We start from the raw sequence: 18333 nt of genomic DNA on the forward strand, positions 1-18333 counted from the left end.
CATGCGCACCCTCGTCACCGGCGCTGCCGGATTCATCGGTTCGAATCTGGTCGACAGTCTGCTCGCCGACGGCCACACCGTCGTCGGTATCGACAATCTCGCCACCGGTCGAATAGGCAACCTGGACAGCGCGTTTCGACACGATACTTTCGTCTTCGTCGAGACCGGCGTCGCGCAACGCGAGCTCGCCGAGATCGTGCGCGAGGTCGCGCCGGACGTGGTGTTCCACCTCGCAGCCCAGGTCGACGTCCGCAAATCGGTTGGTGATCCCTGCTCCGACGCGGGCACGAACGTGCTGGGCACCATCAATGTGGCCGAGGCGTGCAGGCAGGCCGGGACTCGCCGCGTTGTCTTCGCCGCCTCCGGCGGATCCCGTTACGGCACACCCACCGCACTGCCGATCGGCGAGGACGCGCCGCCTCACCCTCTCTCGCCGTATGCGGCTGCCAAGGTCGCCGGTGAGCTCTACCTCGCCGCGTACGCCGATATGTACGGGATGGCGCCGATCAGCCTCGCCTTGTCGAATGTCTATGGGCCACGCCAGGATCCGCGCGGGGAAGCAGGCGTCGTCGCGATCTTCGGCAATGCGTTGCTGCACGGATATCCGGGGACCATCTACGGCGACGGCACCGCCACCCGCGACTACGTCTACGTCGGTGACGTTGTCGACGCATTCCGGAGCGCGGGCACGGCGCCGGAATCGCTGACCGGCACCTTCAATATCGGCACCGGAGTGCAGACCACCACCACCGAGTTGCACCGCATGATGGCGGCGGCGCTGGGCATCGACGATCCCCCGGTGTACGCACCGGCACGGACCGGGGAGATCCAGGCCATCGCGCTCGATCACACCGCGGCCCACCAGCGTTTGGGCTGGGATCCGCATGTCGACATCACCGCCGGGATCGATCACACCATCGCCTGGCTGCGCGACACCCTCGATCTCAGCGGCAGCGCGACCGTCACCGCGTGAACGGAGCTGGATATGGCGCCAACGACAAGCACGATCGGCTCATCGGCACCTCGGGTGACCGTCGGGGTGTCACGCGAGGTGTGGTCCGAGCTGCACCGGGCGGACGCGCTCGCCGTGCCAACCCAGACGCTGGAATGGCTGGACTGCCTTGTCGCTTCAGGTGGCTACCGGGACGCGAGCAGACTGTACGAAATGCCCGACGGCCGCCGGGCGCTGCTTCCGCTGGTTCGACGGACTTATCCGACCGGCGGGGCGTCGGTCCTGCAGTCGCTGCCCAAGGGCTGGGGGTACGGCGGGCTGATCGCGCCCGACGGCGTCACACCCGATCTCGTGTCCGCGGTGTTCGACGACCTGTCCGCGACACCCGCGCTGCGGATACATCTTCGCCCCAATCCGATGCATGCCGCCGCGTGGGCCGAGGCGGCCGCGGCGCACACCGGTATCACTGCCGTTCCCGCACGCGCGCACATCCTGGATTTGGACGGCGGTTTCGAGCACGTGTGGCAGCACCGATTCAAGGCCGCGACGCGCACCGCCGTCCGGCGCGCCGAGCGGGCCGGGGTGACGGTCGAGACCGACACCACCGGTCGCCTCGTTACGGTGTTCTACGACCTGCTGCAACGCTGCTTCGATCGGTGGGCGCGGCAGCAGCACGAACCGGTGCGGCTCGCCAGACTCCGTGGGCGACATCGGGATCCGGTCGGCAAGTTCGCTACGATCGCCGCGCACCTCGGCGGGCGATGTCAGGTGTCGGTGGCCTGGTTCGACGGCCGCCCGGTGGCCGCGATCCTCGTGCTGCGCGGCGGAGTGAACGCGCACTACACCCGCGGAGCGATGGACGAATCGCATGCCTTCCCGACGGCGAACCGGCTGCTGCACACCGTGGCGATCGAAGACGCGTGCCGCAGCGGCTGTCGCAGCTACCACATGGGAGAGTCCGGTGCCTCGCCCGGTTTGGCCCGATTCAAGGGCTACTTCGGCGCCGAACCCTACGACTACTGCGAGTACTGGCTCGAGCGCGTCCCCGTCTACCGCGCCGACCAGGCTCTGCGGGGCTGCGTCAAACGCGTGATCGGTTTCCGCGATGTCTAGGCCCGCGCTTCGGGCGCGCGTGCGCGCGGCGCTGTTGGTGAGTGTCGTCGCCGCGACTGTGGCCGCGTGTGGCACAAGCGCGCCCGACCCTGTCGATCCCTTACCGCGCGGGCGCTATGTCCTGCTGGCCAACGCGCAGACCAGCGATGTGCGCGTGCTCGACGCGTCGACTTGGACCGGGCAGGGGGACCCGATCGAGGTCGGTCCCATCCCGTCCGACGTGGTGGTGAGCCCGACCGGCGACCGGGCCTATGTCGTCAGTCCCACGGCCAGCGTGGTCACGGTGGTCGACATCGCCACCCGGCGCACCGTCGGTGACCCGATCCGGGTCGGCACCTATCCGGCGGGCGTGGTCGTCAGCCCGGACGGTGGTCGCCTCTACGTCGCGGGCGGTGAGACCGACGACGTGCGCGCCTACGACACCACCACCCATCGCATGCTCGGCAAGCCGATGAAGATCGGCGACGCGCCGGGCGGTCTGGCGATCAGTGCGGACGGGCGGTGGATCTTCGCCACCAGCCAGTACCAGAACGACGTGCGCGTGATCGATACCGAAGCGCTGGCCGTCGTGGGCAACCCGATCGTCGTCGGCAAGGCACCGGCGCGGGCGGCGGTGAGCCCGGACGGGCGTCGCGTCTATGTCGCCAACGCCAATTCCGACGATGTCTCGGTCGTCGACACCGAAACCCGGCGGGTCGTCGGGGAGCCGATTCCGGTCGGCAGCTATCCGACCGGGATCGTCACCAGTGCCGACGGTAGGCGCGTCTTCGTCGCGAGCCAGAACTCCAACGATGTGCGCGTCATCGATACGACAACACTGCGGGTGATCGGGGAACCGATAAAAACCGGCGCCGCGCCCGCCCAGATGACGACGAGCCCGGACGGGCGTCTGCTCTACGTCGCCAATGTGTACTCCGACGATGTGACCGTGATCGACACCCGGACACTGCGGGCAACCGGCTCGGGCCCGGTCGGCCGGACCCCACGAGGCATCGCGGTGGTGGCGACATGACCATTCGGCACCACCGTGCGTCCTCGCGCCTCGGCATCGCGGTGGCCGTCGCCCTGCTCGGTGCGGGCTGCGGCCAGGCCTCGACGACCGTCGACCAGACCCGGCCGACATTCGCCGACGAGTTCGACGGCCCGCCCGGCGCAGCACCCGATCCGTCGATCTGGCGCCCCGATGTCGGCGGAACCGGCTGGGGCAACGAGGAATTGCAGTACTACACCCGCGGCGCCAATACCGCCCTCGACGGCCGGGGAAACCTCGTGATCGAGGCCCGCGAAGGATCGGACGGTCACTCGTGCTGGTACGGGCGCTGCCGCTACACCAGCGGAAAGCTGACGACCCGGCAACGGCGCGGTGTCGCCTTCGCCCAGAGCTACGGCACGTTCGAAGCACGGATCCGCATGCCGAGCGGGGCCGGGCTCTGGCCCGCCTTCTGGCTACTCGGCGAGAACATCGACGCCGTCGGACATCCCGAGGCGGGCGAGATCGACATCGTCGAAACGCTGGGCGCGCGAACCGATTCGGTGGAGCAGCACGTGCACGGGCCCGGACTCGACTTCGGTGCCGACTTCCGCCTCCCGGCCGGACAGTCGGTGACGGACTGGCACACCTATGCCGTCGCGTGGGCGCCGGACCGGATCACCTGGCTGGTGGACGGACAGGCCACGCGCACGCTGACCCGGGCCGAAGCCGGTCCCGGCTGGGTCTTCGATCACCGGTTCTACCTGCTGCTCAATCTCGCCGTCGGTGGCGAGTGGCCGGGATCGCCGGACCGCGACACCGTGTTCCCGGCCCGGATGCTCGTCGACTACGTCCGGGTCTATCCCGGGGAACGGTACTGAGACGATGACAACGCTGAAGTGGGACGTGCAGACACCGCAGGGCCCAGCACGGGTGACCAGTCCGGCCCCGCGCGCGGTGTGGGACGAGATCGTCGCCGCCGATCCCCTTGCTGGACCGTCACATCTGCCCGCCTGGTCGGACTCCGTGTGCCGAGCCGACGGATGGACCGAAGCCAGCAGGCTCTACGAACTGCCCGGCGGCAGGCAGGCTGTGCTACCCCTGGTTCGCCGTGCCATCGCCGGATCACCGGGCGACCCGAAGCTGCTCACCGTGCAGGCCTCGTTCCCGCACGGCTGGGGGTCGGGCGGAATCGTGGCACCCGGCGGTCCCACGGTCGGCGATGTCGCGGTGGTCCTGGCCGACCTTGCCGCGGGCCGAGAGCTCCAAACACTGCTGCGGCCCGGTTTCGCCGCGGCAGCGGCCTGGCGTGAGGCATGCTCGGGGGCGAGCGGCCGTGTCCCGGTTCGGATTCCGGTGCAGACCCATGTGCTCGATCTCGACGGTGGGCTGGACGAGGTCTGGTCGCGGCGGCTCAGTTCGAAGGCACGCACCGGCATTCGCAGCGCCCGCCGCAAGGCCGACAGTGCCGGGCTGGTCATCGAGGTCGGCAGTTCCCCCCAGCTGGTCGACGACCTGTACGACGTGTACCTGCGGTGGGTGGCCCGGCGGGCAGTGCAGCGGCGGATGCCGCGCCGGGTGGCCCGGCTACGGGCGATGCGAGCCGAGCCGCTGCGCCGGTTCCGCACCGTCGCAGCGGCATTCGAGGATCAGTGCCGGATCTGGGTGGCGCGCCTGGACGGGATCCCGATCGCCGCCGCCATCGCGGTCTTCCACGGCGGGGTCGGTGTCGGCTGGCGGGCCTTCAGCGACCGCGAGCTGGCCGGGCCGCTGCGGGCACACGAGTTGATGCAGTTTCTGGCCGTCGAACATGCCTGCCGGATCGGGTGCCGCTACTTCGACATGGGCGAATCGGGCGGAGTCAGCACGCTCGCCCACGTCAAGGACCGGCTCGGCGGCACCAGACAGCACCTCGCCGAGTACGCCTTCGAGCGGGTTCCGCTCAGTCGCTTCGACAGTGGGTGCATCGCCCTGCGCGGCTACGTCGAGCGACGCGTGCTCGCGATGGACCACGCCGCGGATCGGCCTCGCCCATGAGTGAGCGGGTGGCACCGCTGGATCTGCTCTGCACCGCGCAGACGGTCACCGACCTGCTGGGCCGGGCGATCGCCGACCGGGACCGGCTCGACACCTTCCTGCTCACCGCCGGATTGAACCAGCTGGTCGAGGACCGTCTCCATCCTGATCCACTCCAATTGCACCGCGTCGCGGACTTTCTCGACGACAGCGCCGCCAGGGGCGCCCACCTCGCCGCCGCCCTGGCCCGCGGTGCGGCGCTGATGCTGCGCCCGATCGCCGTCGGTCGGGGTGCGGGCGAGCTGCGGCGGCTGCGCGATGCGCTCGGTGACACGTCGACCCGGTGCGGACACAGTGTCCTCGATCCCGCCGCCGACCTGACGATCGGCCGCACGGCACTGCCGACAACCCGGCGGCTACGCGGGGAAATCCTGCGGATTCCCACGTGTTTTCGCAGCTTCGACCAGCACCCCGACGATGTCGTCGAGCTCGCTCACCGGTTGCTGAAGGATGCCGATCGCTCGACGCCGATCTGCGTTGTCGGCGTTCGGACCTCGGGAAGTTATCTGGCTCCGCTGTGCGCTGCCGCGCTCGAGCTGGCCGGAGCGACGGCAGTGTCCGTGTGCACCTACCGCCCCGGCCGCCCATGGCGGCGCGCCGAGGCCGCGCAGCTGCGCGCGGTCGTGGCCGCGGGCGGCACGATCGTGGTGATCGATGATCCACCGGTCACCGGAACCGCGTTGGCCCAGACGGGACGAGCAGTCGAAATGCTCGGTATCCCCACACGCGCGATCGTCTTTCTGCTGGCCTTGGCCGGAACCGATCCGCCGACGACGATCCGGCGGTGGCACACGATCACGCTGCCATGGCCCCAGTGGAGTGTGCACCAGCGGCTGACCGACGAGGCTGTCGGTGCGACGCTGGCCGGGCTGCTCGGTCCCGGACATGAAGTGGTGGCCCGGCATCGGCCAGGAGCGCACGGACGCAGCCGGGCTCGCGTGCGCGAACGGTACGCGGTGGAGATCGCCACCGATGGCGGCGTGACTCGCCGCGAGATCGCCGTCGAGGGAGCGGGTCTCGGCTACTTCGGGCGGCACGCACTGGCGGTGGCAGCCGCCCTGCCCGGCCATTTCCCTCCGGTGTACGGGCTCGTCGACGGCTTGCTCTACCGCGACTGGGTCCCTGGCACCGACCCACCCGGCGACATCGCGGTGGCCGAGCAGATCACCCGCTATGTGGTCGACCGTCGGCGCGCGCTGCGGGTCGGCACCGACCCGACCACCCGTTTGCGTGGGCGCAGGCCCGCCTGGGAGGTCGCGGCCGGGCTGCTGAGCGGGGAGTTCGGCCGACTCGGGCCTGCCGGGCAAACCGTGCTCATCGATCGGATCGTCCGGAACCTGCTGCGGGTCGACACGGCGAGCATCGCCGACGGCCACACCCATGCCCGCTACTGGCTACGCGCCGAGCCGACCGGAGCACTGCGCAAGGTCGACTTTCACCAGTTCTCCTTCAGCAACCTCGAAATGACGTGCTACGACGCGGTTTTCGACCTCGCCGGCGCCGCCGCCGATCCCCCCTCCAGCACCTTCGAATCCCAGCTGCGCAGCGCCTATCTCGCGCAGACCGGCGAACCGATCGATCCCGAAAAGTGGTTGCTGTATCGGCTCACGCACCTGTGGGGGCTCGGCCGGGCCGACGAGCTGGACGGTCCCGACATCGAGGACCGTTGCGCGGAGGCCGTCCACGACTACCTGGCCACGGTCTTCGCCGTTCCCCAGCCGACGAGAACCCCAAACGCAGCGCCGATCTGCGCACTCGACCTCGACGGAGTCCTCGAGACCGACCCGCTCGGCTTTCCGTGCACCACGCCGACCGCCGCGTTCAGCTTGCGGGCCCTGCTCGTGCACGGGTACCGGCCGGTCCTGGTGACCGGACGCAGCCTGCCAGAGGCGGCGACCCGGTGCAGACAGTTCGGCCTGGCCGGCGCGGTGGTGGAATACGGCACCGCGATCTACGACCACCGGAATCGGCACTGCGCCGACCTGCGTGACGGCAGCGCCACGCAGACCATGCTCGAGGTTCGCCGCTACCTCGACGCACACGAGGGCATCGAGGTGGACCGGCGCTACCGCTACAGCGTGCGCGCCCGGTCGCGGCGCGGACCGATCCCCGCCGAGCTGACCCGCGCGATCACCGCGATGACCGGCGGGGCGGTGCGCATCGTCGTCGGGGCGGGACAAACAGATTTCGTCCCGAACGGGATGGACAAGGGCACCGGTCTGCGCGCACTGTCAGCTCGGCTCGGCGGTCATGTCGCGCTGGCTGTCGGTGACACCGCCGAAGACCTGTCGGCCTTCGCCGAGGCCGTGATCTCACGAGCGCCACGCAACGCGGACGACACGGTGCGCGCCGCCGGGATTCCGCTGACCAGGGGCTCCTACCAGGCCGGATTCGCCCAAGCGTGCGCCGCACTGCTCGGGCACCGACCCGGCGCCTGCCCGCTGTGCCGCATGCCCGTCCTAGGTCCCCGGACTTCCGCACTGTGCGGGGTGCTCGGGCTGCGGGAGAACGGTGTGCGCGGGCTGGCCACCCGCACAGCTGTTCTGGCCGCTGTCACAGCCACTCACAATCGCAGATGAAGTTCGACGATCGCCCTCGCCACCGCCTGCACGGTGACGTGGTGGCTGCGGGCATGGTTGCGGATCAGCGCGAACGCCTGGTCCATATCGATGGTGTTCTCGTTGGCGAGGATGCCCTTGGCCTGCTCGATCACGATCCGTGTGTCCAGGGCACGCTGAAGCTGCTCGGTGAGCTGCCGCTGGTGGTGCTGGACGGCGGAGTTGACCAGATACCCGCCGGCGATATCGGCCAGCACCCGTGCCGCCTCGAGGTCGGCTCTCCACCATGTTCGCTGTTGAGCGGCGTAGAGGTCGAGCACCCCGACCCCTTCGGTGCCGTGGGTGATCGGGATGGCGGCCACCGCGGCGATACCGACTCGGCGGGCGGCGGCCACGTAGCCCGGCCACCGCACGGTGTATTCCCCGACATCGGTGACCGGCACCGTCACACGGGTCGTGTGCGCGACGCAGCACGGCCCCGACCGAAACTGCTCCTGACATCGCTCCAGCTCGGCGGCGGGTTCGGACGCGGCAGTGACGTAACGCAATTGTCCGTCGGTAGCCAAACTGATTCCGGCTCCCGTCAGGTCGAGAAGCCCGGTGACGGTCTGGGTCAGATCGAGCAACACCGCATCGGTGTCGTTCGAGACCGGCAGCCGGGCGAACCGTGACACCGCCCCGATAAACGATTCGATGTCATCCACACTCACAGTCCTCAGCTCGCACAATCAGCTATCTCACCGTTACCATCGGCGAGAACGAGAACCCTATTACATCGGCTGTGTCGCCGAGGGCGAACCGACATCAGCGGCCAGCACTGCCGCGAGGCCCTCTTGTAGGTCCTTGACGAAATACTCGGGAACCTCCAGCGACGGGAAATGCCCCCCGGCTTCCGGCGAACTCCATCGGACGATCTGCCGGTACCGCTCCTGTGCCCAGGGGCGCGGGCACTTCTCGATGTCGCGGGGATACATCGTGATCGCCGACGGGACATCGACCCGAAGTTCGGGATCGAGGGAGTTGTGGCTTTCGTAGTAGATGCGGGCCGCCGATGCGCCGGTCCGCGTCAACCAGTACAGGGTGACGTCGTCGAGAACCCGGTCGATGGAAATCGTCTCGAACGGGCTGTCTTCGGTATCTGTCCAGTCAGCGAACTTGTCCAGGATCCAGGCGAGAAGCCCGACCGGTGAGTCGACGAGCGAGTAGCCGATGGTCTGCGGTCGGGTTGCCTGCTGCTTGGCGTATGCCGCGCGGTGGTGCCAGAAATCGCGGGTTTCCTCGGTCCACCGGCGCTCGACCGCCGTCAGGCCGTCCGTTGTCAGCCCGGGCGGTGCCTCCGCGAACGTTGTGTGAATGCCGAGAACGTGCGCCGGGAACCGGCCGGCGAGAACCGTGGTGATATTGCCTCCCCAGTCGCCGCCGTGGGCTGCGAACCTGCGGTAGCCGAGCCTTCTCATCAGTTCCACCCATGCGGCCGCGATCTTTTCGGTTCCCCACCCGGTGGTGGCCGGCTTGTCGCTGTAACCGAAGCCTGGCAGCGACGGGACTACGACGTGGAACGCCGGCGCGTCCGCGTCTTTCGGATCGGCCAGCTCGTCGACTACATCGATGAACTCGGCAATGCTGCCCGGCCAGCCGTGCGTCAAGATCAGCGGTGTGGCGTTCGCACGCGCGGATCGGCGGTGCAGGAAGTGGATTCCCAGATCATCGATGGTCGTACGGAACTGGCCGATCTGGTCGAGGCGCTCTTCGAACGACCGCCAGTTGTACTCGGTACGCCAGTAGTGCACGACATCGACGAGGTCGGCGAGGGGAACGCCCTGTTCCCATCGGTGAGGGTCGGGCGCGGCGCGGTAGACCGTCTCGGCTTCCGGTAGTCGTGCGGCGGCTAGTCGCGCCTGCAGATCGTCGAGGTCGGCGTCGGTTGCGTGGGCTTCGAATGCGTGAACGTCGCTGGTTGGACGGTTCATGAGACCTCCTGGCCATCGCGGAACCGGCTAGGAACTGACGAACCGGCTTAGACGGTTCTAACAGTCGTCGATGCCTGCGCGCAACCGGCTAAGGTGGTTCCATGCGCTCCGAGTTCCCTGATTTTCGCCTCGGTAATGTGTTGGCGACCAGCTTCACGGCGACACTGACGGAGCGTCATGGCGACGCGGTCGAGCGCATTCCCACGCCGCAGCGACTCGTCGACTGGCTGGCAGTGAGCGGCCTTGCCGTGGACTCCTGCACCCCCGCCCAGCTCGAACTCGCTCGGGAACTGAGGGAATCAATTCACGCCGCCGCGACAGCGACCGCGATCGGAGACACTCCTCCCGCGTCTGCTGTCGAAGTCATCAACGACCGCAGTATTCAGGGTCGGGCGGCGGCAGTCCTGACGCTCGAGAGCGCTCGGCAATGGCGACTCAGTTCGGCTTCGTGCGTAGAAGATGCGCTGGGCGTCATCGCCGCCGACGCGATCAGCATCATCGCGGGCGAACGCGACGGCAAATTGGCCCTGTGCGCGTCGCCGACGTGCCGAGCCGCCTTCTTCGACACCAGCCAGAGCCGCACCCGCAAATGGTGCGACATGAATACGTGCGGGAATCGTCAGAAGAAGGCGCGCTTCAACGCCAACCAGCTCAGGGACGGTCGACGTCGCGAATGATGGTCTCGGGCTTGAAGATCACCTTGTAGTGGTAACGGCTCACCTCGGCGGCCTCTAGCTGTTCGACGAAGTAGCTCACGTTGTCCGAGAGGCCGAGGAAGTGCTTCTTGTATTCGTCGTCACCGGTCTTGCACGTCACCTCGAGCTGGTTGTTCTCGTCCTTGATCGAGCACTTGCCTTTGATGGACAGCAGATACTTGTCGGTGATTCCGTTGAAGAACACCACGCGACGGTCGATCTTGAACTGGTCCGACTCCTTGGACAGGTTCTTGGACACCACGTCGGCGTCACTCGAACACCCGGTGACCGCGATGACACCCGCCGACAGAGCCGCGGCCGCAGCGATGAGCTTGTTGTTCATGTTCTACCTTCACCTCACTGGTGGTGAATCCCGCCCCGCGCGTGAACTCCCCTTCTCCACCATCATGGACGTCGGTGGCCGAGACTGCCAGCGCCAGAGGCGATTTCCGCCCGATCGAATCGGGGTCAGGTCAGCAGGCGGATCAGGCCGCCTGCCAGGTAGATGACCTGGTCGTCGAAGAAGCGGACCAGGTCGTCGGCGCTGGGGATCGCGCCGCGCCGGTGATTCCATTCCTCCGCTCTGCTCAGTGCCTGGAGGAAGACCATGAGCGCGATCGCCCAGCGCTGTTCGAGCCGAGTCTGGTCGGTGTCGGGAAATGTGCGGCGGACCTGCTGCAGCAGGACCGAGCGTAGGTCCTGTTCGGCGGCAGCGAGCGCGGGATGGTTCTGGGCCGATATCTGGGCGACGATATTGATCCAGCGCATGCCGCGAGTGCGATGGCGCGACAACAGTTCCCGATACGGGACGGTGACCGCGTCGACGAGCTCGTCGACGGTCGGCGCGTGCTCGCGGTCGGCCAGCGCGTTCACATTGGCGCGAATACGGTCGCGCACACCGGCTCCGAGGTCGAGCAGCACCGCGGCCAGCAGGTCGTCCTTCGTGCCGAAGTGGTAGTTGACCGATGCGGGCCCCAGCCCGGCGGCGGCGTTGACCGCACGGACCGAGACAGCGTCGACGCCGTGCGTCGCGAAGAGTCGTTCGGCGGTCTTCACCAAACGGGTGCGGGTCGCGTTTCCCTGGCGATTGGCGGCAGGGGTTGCCGGATTCGCGTCGACCATCTCTGTCATTGCGGCTGCCACCGGCAGTGCGCGCGCACGCTCAGACCGGACTCGTCGAACCAGCCCTCGGCCAGAGCGAAGTCGAGCATGTCGGTGAATCGCTCCCGCCATGTCAGGTCGGAGCCGAAGTGGTCGCCGAGTTCGTCTTCCAAGCGCTGTGTGCTCAGCCACACGTAAGTCCCGTCGAACTCTCCCCAGCCGCTGAGCACATCCTGTAGCCGAACTGCCTCCGGTGTCGCACGGACGAGCACCGACAGCGAGGCGAAGTCCGCGGACTCGGCCAGCGTGACGGGTGGTTCCCTCCGTGGATCGATATCGAGAAACATGGTGGGGAACTCCTCGGGAATCGACGTCTGCGACCGCCGGAAACTTGGATCAGATGATCCAATCATCAAGGTCTGGTCCCGCCGGTGTCAACGGTCAGAACGGATATCTCTTCGGCGAATCGCAGGATCTCCCGCTGAACGGGACGACCACTTCTGGATCAATTGATCCATGTCGAAGCTGAGACGACGCCGTGAGCCGAGCTCACCGCACCGTTTCGATGAGGAGACCCACCATGTGGAGACCGAGTTCGATCAGATTCGGCGCTTTCCTGGCCCCCTATCACCCACTCGACGCCGACCCAGCCCTCCAGCTGCGGCGCGACATCGACCTGATGGAGCACCTCGACCATCTCGGTTTCGACGAGGCGTGGATGGGTGAACACCATTCCACCGGCGCCGAGATCGTGCCCGCTCCAGACCTGTTCATCGCCGCGGCCGCCGAACGCACCCACCGCATCCGATTCGGCACCGGCGTGGTGTCGCTGCCCTACCATCACCCGCTGGTCACCGTCGACCGCATCACCCAACTCGACCTGCAGACCCGCGGCCGGGTCATCTTCGGCACCGGGCCGGGCAAGATCCCCCTCGACGCCCACATGATGGGCATCAATCCCTCTGACCAGCGGCGTCGCCAAGGCGAAGCCCTGGAAGCGATCCTGCGGCTGCTCCGCGGTGACGTGGTCGACATGCGGACCGACTGGTTCACGCTGCGCGACGCGCGGGCCCAACTGCCCACCTACGACCCGGCAGGCATCGAGGTGGCCACCGCCTCCACCATCTCACCGAACGGATCGGTACTTGCGGGCACGCACGGACTGTCGCTGCTGTCGCTGGCGGCGGGTTCACCCACCGGTTTCGCAGCGCTGGACCGCAATTGGGGCGTCTACGAGAAGACCTGTGCCGAGCACGGCCATCTCGCCGATCGCGCGAACTGGCGACTGGTCACCCCGATGTTCCTGGCCGAATCGCGCGCCGAGGCCGAGCGTGCGGTATCGCGGCGCATCGGGTCCATGGCGGCCTACGTCAACCGGCAGACCGGGCAGCGCCCGGACTGGGCGGACACTTCCCACGGCATCGTCGAGCAGTGGCGCAACGACACGCTCGGTGAATTCGGGCAGGCCGTCATCGGCACACCGGACGAGGCCATCGCGCAGATCCAGCGGTTGATCGACAAGACCGGCGGTTTCGGCACGTTGTTGGTACTGCACGTGGACATGGCCGATTGGGAAGACACCAAACGCAGCTACGAACTGTTCGCCGCCGAGGTCGTCCCGCATTTCAAGAATCGCAATGCCGGACGCGCGGCCAGCCTCCAGTTCGCCGAGGACCACCGCGATCTGCTGATCGGGCAGCTGGTCACCGCGATCACCAAGGCCAACACCGACTACTACGGCTCCGACGCCGTGACAGGAGCGTGAGCATGCGCGCCGTGCGATTCCTCGACGGAGAATTCACCGTCGGCGATGTGCCCGACCTGCCAGAGACCGGTCCCGGCCAAGTTCGAATCGCGGTGGCCGCCTGCGGAATCTGCGGCAGCGACCTGTCCGTGTCCAAGGATGCTTGCCGGTTCGTCGATGTCGCGCAGGCAGGCGGCTACCCGCTGGCCTCGTTCGACGCCGAACGACCGGTGGTGCTCGGGCACGAGTACGCCGGGGTGATCACCGAACTCGGCACCGGCGTCACGGATTTCGCGGTGGGCGACAGGGTGGCGGGCATCGGCCTGGCCACCGATGCGACCACCGGCATCCCCACCATCATCGGGTACTCGAACACCTATCACGGGGCGTTCGGCGAGGCGATCGTCGTCGATGCCTTCTGGGTGCGCAAAGTCCCCGACGACCTGCGGCTGGACCATGCCACCCTCGCCGAACCCCTGCACGTGGGTGAGATGCATGTCCAGCAGTCGGGGCTCACCGCCGCGGACTCCGCGCTGGTCATCGGTTGTGGCACCATCGGTCTGGGCGCTGTCGTCGCGGCCAAGTCCGCCGGCGCGAAGATGGTGATCGCCTCCGAGCCCTCGCCTCGACGCCGGGAACTGGCCGCGCGCATGGGCGCCGACATCGTCGTCGACCCCACCGAGCGCAACCCCATCGAGGTGTGGAACGCCCTGATCGCCGACGGTAACTCCGTCGTCGGCGCGGCCGCGAACGGAATCCTCATCGCCTACGAATGCAGTGGGCGCGCAGGGATCCTGAACGAGCTCACCCATCAGATGCCGTTCAATTCGCGTATCCAGGTGCTCGCCGCCGGGTTCACGGCCGAATCCATCACCCCGGTCGTTCCCCAATTCCGGCGCATCGCCATCAATTTCGGTCACGGGTCCTACCAGGACGCCTATGACATCACGCTGCGGCGACTGGCCGCCGGGTCGATCGACGCGGAAGCGATTATCACCGGCCGCGTCGACCTCGACGGTGTCGCTGACGCTTTCACGGCCCTGCGGACCCCGCAGGAACACGTGAAGATCATCGTTCGACCCGGCCTCGCCGCGGACTGACTCCATCGGCCGGCACGACGAGTCGGCTGCGTTCATGCGGGAGGCTTGCGCCGCGACTTCTTTCGCTACGTCCGTGGCTCCCACACACCGGGAGCCACGGCCACAGCGACTCAGCCGTTCAGGTCGACGACCGGTGGTCCCGCGGTCCAGCCGCCGTCCACGGCGATCTCGGCGCCGGTCGTGTACGACGCGGCATCGCTGAGCAGATACGTCACCGCACCGGCGAGTTCCTCGGGGCGGCCCACCCTGGCCAGCGGCGCGTTCGGAAAGCCGCCCTCCGCCAGGCTGATACCGGTCGGCGCGGTCATCGGGGTGAGCACCATGCCGGGATGCACCGAGTTCACCCGGATCCGGTCGCGCGCGAGCTCGACCGCCGCCACCTTGGTGAGCCCGCGCACGCCCCACTTGGCGGCACCGTAGGCACCGGTGTGTGCCAGACCGACCAGCCCGGCAGCCGAGGAGATGTTGACGATGGATCCACCGCCCGCCGCCCGCAGCGCGGGCACCACCGCGTGGATGCCGATGTTCACCGACACCAGATTCACCTGGATCACCCGCTGGAAAGTCTCGAGCGGCTCCTCCACCAGCGGCACACCCGATGCGGTCACCCCGGCATTGTTGACCAGGCCGGTCAACGACCCGAAGGCGCCGACTGCGGTGTCGACCGCGCGCTGCCACGCCGCGGGATCGGTGACATCGAGAGGCACGAACCGAGCGCGCGCCCCCAGCTCATCCGCGACCGCGGCACCATCCTCCTCGAGGAGGTCACCGATCACGACACTGCCGCCCGCGGCGACGATCCCGCGAGCGAAGGCCGCTCCCAGCCCACGCGCACCACCGGTAACCAGCACAACTTTTCCCGAAAGGTCCATCACAGATTCCTCCTTGCTCATCAACGCTTACTCATCGGACGCCGAAGATCGCGCCGCCACCGAATGCCGCGCGATGCGACACCGGCTGTCCACCATCGAGATCGGTGATCCCGTACTCGAGGGCCGCCTCCGCGGTGATCACCGTGCTGCCGCTGCGCGCGCCGACTTCGGGATCGGTGGCCAGGGCGAGCACGACCCGGCCGACGAATTCCGGTGTCTCCGCACCCGCGATCGGAAACCCCTCGATGTCCTCGACACCCATCGCCAGCACCTGCTCGGTGCGTACGATCCCGGGCCACAGCGACAGCGAACTCACACCGGTGCCGCGCAGTTCCACGGCCATGTCGGCCGCCATCTTGTCCAGCCCAGCCTTGGACATCCCGTACAGCACCGAGTGCAGGTATCCGCGGGTGCCGAACGAGGAGATGTTGGCGATCACGCCACTGCCGCGCGGCACCATGAGCCGCGCCGCCTCGACCGAGGCCACGTAGTGGGCCCGCAGGCCGACCCCGATCAGCGTGTCCCAGTCGGTGACGGGCCGCCGCCAGAACGGATCACTGAAACCGGCGAACCCGTCGGGATTGGCCCAGACGTTGTTGACCAGCAGGTCGAGCCCGTCGCGCTCGGCGGCGATGCGGGCGAACACCGAGGCGATCTGCGCGTCGTCGCGATGGTCGCAGTGCACGGCGATGCCGGTGCCGCCGCGAGCGCTCACCTCGGCGGCGGCGACCTCCAGTGGTCCGCCGTCACCCGCGGTGCCGCGGCCGGTCAGATACACCGTCCAGTCGGCGGCGCCGAGCGCCAGCGCGATTCCCTTGCCGACGCCACGGCTCGCGCCGGTCACCAGAGCGATCTTCGACATGCTCACTCCTACTGTGCGATCCGGGTGGCGTCATCGAGCGGGCGGGTGATCGCCCACAACTGGTGGAATGTGCACGTCGCGATCTTCCAGCGACCGTCCTGCACCCGGTATTCGTCGGTGTACTCGCCGGTGGAGACGGTTTCGGTGCGCTCGATCAGGTTGACCTGACGAAAGCGCAGCGTCCACCGGCCGCTCGCGGTGCCGTCCTCGCGCACGGTGATGTCGGGGTGCACACCGTGATGCATGTCGAGAATCGCGTGCTTGCCGTCCACCTGCTGCAACGCGATCGACGCGAAGACCGCCGCCATGCCGTCGGCATCCATCGCACCGAGCTCGCCGTAGTCCAGTGCCGAGCCGACCGCGACGAAACAGTCACGGAACCCGACCGGGTCTTTGGCGTCGCAGGCACGGAAATAGCGGTGCTTGAGCGCGGTGATCGACTCGATCGCCGCCGACCGCGCGAGGTACCTCGTCAAGTCGTCGGGGTGCGGTGTTGCGGACATGAAGCTCCTTGGTCGACTCGACAGATCAGACGTGAAGGAGCTCGAAATGGCCGGTGAGCGTCCACTTCCTCTCCTACGTCCCGCGGCCGCCACCGTACGACCGGGACGAGGTCATCGCGTGTCCGGCTTCCCGCTGATCGGGAACGCCAGCGGGAAGCTCACGTTGTCCGAGAGACCGAGAAAATGCTTCTTGTATCTGTTCCCGGTCCCGGTAATACGGGTAGTCCGATACTCGTTGCCGATCCAATTGACACGGTTCAGACTGGAATCGTCTCCCAGCGTCGAAATCCCGGACGCGCATTTTCGTTGCAGGCGACGGGCCATCAGACAGTCAGCGAATTGAACCTCGTAGTCCTCGCCACAAACCGGTCTGATAGATGGAGAATGGCATGACACAAACAGTGAGCTTCGATTCCTTGAATTCCGCGACCGATGGCCGGGTCCTCGTCCCCGGCGATCCGGGCTACGACGAGGCACGCACCCTCTGGAACGGTGAGATCGACAGACGACCCGCGGTCATCGTCGAGTGCCTGTCCGCCGCCGACGTCGCCGCGGCGGTGACGTTCGCCCAGGAACAGGCGCTCGAGATATCGGTCCGCGGCGGTGGACATTCGTTCAGCGGAGCCTCCGCAGGCGAGGCCGGCATGATGATCAACCTCGCTCGAATGAATCAGGTGGTCGTCGATCCGGAGGCCCGGCGGGTGCGCGTTGGTGGCGGCGCGACGATGGCCGACATGGACGCGGCGAACCAGGCGTACGGGGTCGCCGTGACCGGCGGCGTCATCAGCCACACCGGGGTCGGTGGCCTCACGCTCGGCGGCGGGATGGGCTGGCTGACCCACCTGATGGGGCTCGCGATCGACAACCTGGTCTCGGCCGAGGTCGTCCTGGCCGACAGCAGCATCGTGCGCGCGTCCGCTGACGAGCATCCCGACCTGTTCTGGGCGCTGCGCGGGGGCGGCGGCAATTTCGGCGTGGTCACCGAATTCGAATACCGCACTCAGCGACTCGGGCCCGAAGTGCATGTCGGACTGTTCTTCTGGTCCATGGACAACGGGTCGGCCGCGCTTCGTCTGGCCCGGGAATTCCTTCCCACACTGCCCGCCCGAGCAGGAGCCGTGATCGGTGCCGGGATGTCCGCGCCGCCTGCCCCGTTCGTTCCCGAGCAATATCATTTCGCCCCCGGGTATGCCCTGATCGTCGCCGGATACGGCACTGCGGCCGAGCATGCCGCCATGGTCGCGCCGATCCGGGACTTGCTTCAGCCGCTGTTCGAATTCGTGTCCCCGCTGCCCTACGCCGGTTTGCAGCAACTACTCGACGATTCCGCGCCATGGGGCATCCGCGGCTATGAGAAGGCCCTCGATATCACCGAACTCTCCGACGAGGTGATCGCGGTGATCACCGAGCATGCAGGCAAGAAGACCTCGCCCATGTCGTTCATGCCGATCTTCATCCTCGACGGCGCGTTCACGGCGGTCGGTGAGGACGAGACGTCGTTCGGCGGTGCGCGCACTCGGCACTATGTGTGCAATATCGTGGCTGCCGCTCCGGACAACGACACGCTCTCGATCGACCGGACCTGGGTCCGTGAGACCTGGGAGGCGCTGCGTCCCTTGGCGTCGAACTCAGCCGGCTACGTGAATTTCATGGCGGAGACCGACGACGACCGCGTCCGAGCCGCCTACGGCGCCAAGTACGAGCGGCTCGCCGACATCAAGTACCGGTACGACCCCGCCAACGTGTTCCACCGCAACGCCAACGTCAAGCCTGCTCGATCGTCCTGATTCCCGGGATTCGTCCCTGGACCGGCTGTG

Annotated in this window: 18 protein-coding genes; 10 read left to right on the forward strand and 8 right to left on the reverse strand. The window is 67.6% G+C overall.

Translation table 11 applies throughout. The annotated features are described in order from the left end of the window. Position 1: 1 nt before the first annotated feature. Genes ACFWPK_RS07055 through ACFWPK_RS07080 form a run of 6 tightly spaced genes read left to right on the forward strand, consistent with a single transcriptional unit; the run spans position 2 to position 7690 of the window. Positions 2–973: an NAD-dependent epimerase/dehydratase family protein gene (locus ACFWPK_RS07055; protein WP_378913656.1), complete on the forward strand. Its 972-nt coding sequence runs from the start codon at positions 2–4 to the stop codon at positions 971–973. Between the two features lie 12 nt (positions 974–985). Next, positions 986–2065, forward strand: coding sequence for a GNAT family N-acetyltransferase (locus tag ACFWPK_RS07060; RefSeq protein ID WP_378913657.1), 1080 nt, complete (start codon positions 986–988; stop codon positions 2063–2065). Further along, a complete protein-coding gene (locus ACFWPK_RS07065) occupies positions 2058–3077 on the forward strand; it encodes a beta-propeller fold lactonase family protein (protein ID WP_378913658.1) in 1020 nt (339 codons plus the stop codon). The genes ACFWPK_RS07060 and ACFWPK_RS07065 overlap by 8 nt, the downstream gene beginning before the upstream one ends. Beyond that, the gene (locus ACFWPK_RS07070; RefSeq protein ID WP_378913659.1) at positions 3074–3916 is read left to right on the forward strand and encodes a family 16 glycosylhydrolase; all 843 of its coding nucleotides are present in this window, start codon (positions 3074–3076) and stop codon (positions 3914–3916) included. Before ACFWPK_RS07065 ends, ACFWPK_RS07070 begins: the two co-directional genes overlap by 4 nt. 4 nt (positions 3917–3920) lie before the next feature. Next, positions 3921–5072 carry a GNAT family N-acetyltransferase gene (locus tag ACFWPK_RS07075; RefSeq protein WP_378913660.1) on the forward strand — a complete coding sequence of 384 codons (1152 nt, stop codon included), beginning with the start codon at positions 3921–3923 and terminating at the stop codon, positions 5070–5072. After that, positions 5069–7690, forward strand: coding sequence for an HAD family hydrolase (locus ACFWPK_RS07080; protein WP_378913661.1), 2622 nt, complete (start codon positions 5069–5071; stop codon positions 7688–7690). Before ACFWPK_RS07075 ends, ACFWPK_RS07080 begins: the two co-directional genes overlap by 4 nt. Here ACFWPK_RS07080 and ACFWPK_RS07085 read toward each other — a convergent pair. Both ACFWPK_RS07085 and ACFWPK_RS07090 read right to left on the reverse strand, forming a co-directional pair. After that, the gene (locus ACFWPK_RS07085; RefSeq protein ID WP_378913662.1) at positions 7675–8373 is read right to left on the reverse strand and encodes an ANTAR domain-containing protein; all 699 of its coding nucleotides are present in this window, start codon (positions 8371–8373) and stop codon (positions 7675–7677) included. The genes ACFWPK_RS07080 and ACFWPK_RS07085 overlap by 16 nt on opposite strands. A gap of 66 nt (positions 8374–8439) precedes the next feature. Beyond that, entirely contained in the window at positions 8440–9639 is a 1200-nt protein-coding gene (locus ACFWPK_RS07090; RefSeq protein WP_378913663.1) for an epoxide hydrolase family protein, read from the reverse strand. 101 nt (positions 9640–9740) lie between these two features. Between ACFWPK_RS07090 and ACFWPK_RS07095 the strand changes: the two genes are divergently transcribed. Next, positions 9741–10316: a CGNR zinc finger domain-containing protein gene (locus ACFWPK_RS07095; RefSeq protein WP_378913664.1), complete on the forward strand. Its 576-nt coding sequence runs from the start codon at positions 9741–9743 to the stop codon at positions 10314–10316. Here ACFWPK_RS07095 and ACFWPK_RS07100 read toward each other — a convergent pair. The 3 genes from ACFWPK_RS07100 to ACFWPK_RS07110 all read right to left on the reverse strand — a co-directional run bounded on the left by ACFWPK_RS07100 (position 10291) and on the right by ACFWPK_RS07110 (position 11782). Continuing rightward, the gene (locus ACFWPK_RS07100; protein WP_378913665.1) at positions 10291–10677 is read right to left on the reverse strand and encodes a hypothetical protein; all 387 of its coding nucleotides are present in this window, start codon (positions 10675–10677) and stop codon (positions 10291–10293) included. The two genes, ACFWPK_RS07095 and ACFWPK_RS07100, sit on opposite strands and share 26 nt — an antisense overlap. A 125-nt stretch (positions 10678–10802) precedes the next feature. After that, complete coding sequence (locus ACFWPK_RS07105) at positions 10803–11465, reverse strand: TetR/AcrR family transcriptional regulator (protein WP_378913666.1); 663 nt, start codon at positions 11463–11465, stop codon at positions 10803–10805. After that, positions 11462–11782, reverse strand: coding sequence for a hypothetical protein (locus ACFWPK_RS07110; RefSeq protein ID WP_378913667.1), 321 nt, complete (start codon positions 11780–11782; stop codon positions 11462–11464). Before ACFWPK_RS07110 ends, ACFWPK_RS07105 begins: the two co-directional genes overlap by 4 nt. A gap of 233 nt (positions 11783–12015) precedes the next feature. On the opposite strand from ACFWPK_RS07110, the gene ACFWPK_RS07115 reads away from it, so the two are divergent. Beyond that, entirely contained in the window at positions 12016–13200 is a 1185-nt protein-coding gene (locus tag ACFWPK_RS07115; protein WP_378913668.1) for an LLM class flavin-dependent oxidoreductase, read from the forward strand. Between the two features lie 2 nt (positions 13201–13202). Next, positions 13203–14279: an alcohol dehydrogenase catalytic domain-containing protein gene (locus ACFWPK_RS07120; RefSeq protein WP_378913669.1), complete on the forward strand. Its 1077-nt coding sequence runs from the start codon at positions 13203–13205 to the stop codon at positions 14277–14279. Positions 14280–14389: 110 nt separating this feature from the next. On the opposite strand, the gene ACFWPK_RS07125 is transcribed toward ACFWPK_RS07120, so the two are convergent. The 3 genes from ACFWPK_RS07125 to ACFWPK_RS07135 are packed head-to-tail and all read right to left on the reverse strand — an operon-like array spanning position 14390 to position 16516. After that, entirely contained in the window at positions 14390–15151 is a 762-nt protein-coding gene (locus tag ACFWPK_RS07125) for a glucose 1-dehydrogenase (RefSeq protein WP_378913747.1), read from the reverse strand. A 31-nt stretch (positions 15152–15182) separates the two neighbouring features. Next, a complete protein-coding gene (locus tag ACFWPK_RS07130) occupies positions 15183–16013 on the reverse strand; it encodes an SDR family NAD(P)-dependent oxidoreductase (RefSeq protein WP_378913670.1) in 831 nt (276 codons plus the stop codon). A gap of 8 nt (positions 16014–16021) precedes the next feature. Continuing rightward, positions 16022–16516 carry a nuclear transport factor 2 family protein gene (locus ACFWPK_RS07135; protein ID WP_378913671.1) on the reverse strand — a complete coding sequence of 165 codons (495 nt, stop codon included), beginning with the start codon at positions 16514–16516 and terminating at the stop codon, positions 16022–16024. 389 nt (positions 16517–16905) lie between these two features. On the opposite strand from ACFWPK_RS07135, the gene ACFWPK_RS07140 reads away from it, so the two are divergent. Continuing rightward, the gene (locus tag ACFWPK_RS07140; protein WP_378913672.1) at positions 16906–18303 is read left to right on the forward strand and encodes an FAD-binding oxidoreductase; all 1398 of its coding nucleotides are present in this window, start codon (positions 16906–16908) and stop codon (positions 18301–18303) included. Positions 18304–18333 lie beyond the last annotated feature (30 nt).

The sequence above is a fragment of the Nocardia sp. NPDC058519 genome (assembly GCF_042719755.1).
Taxonomy (GTDB): domain Bacteria; phylum Actinomycetota; class Actinomycetes; order Mycobacteriales; family Mycobacteriaceae; genus Nocardia.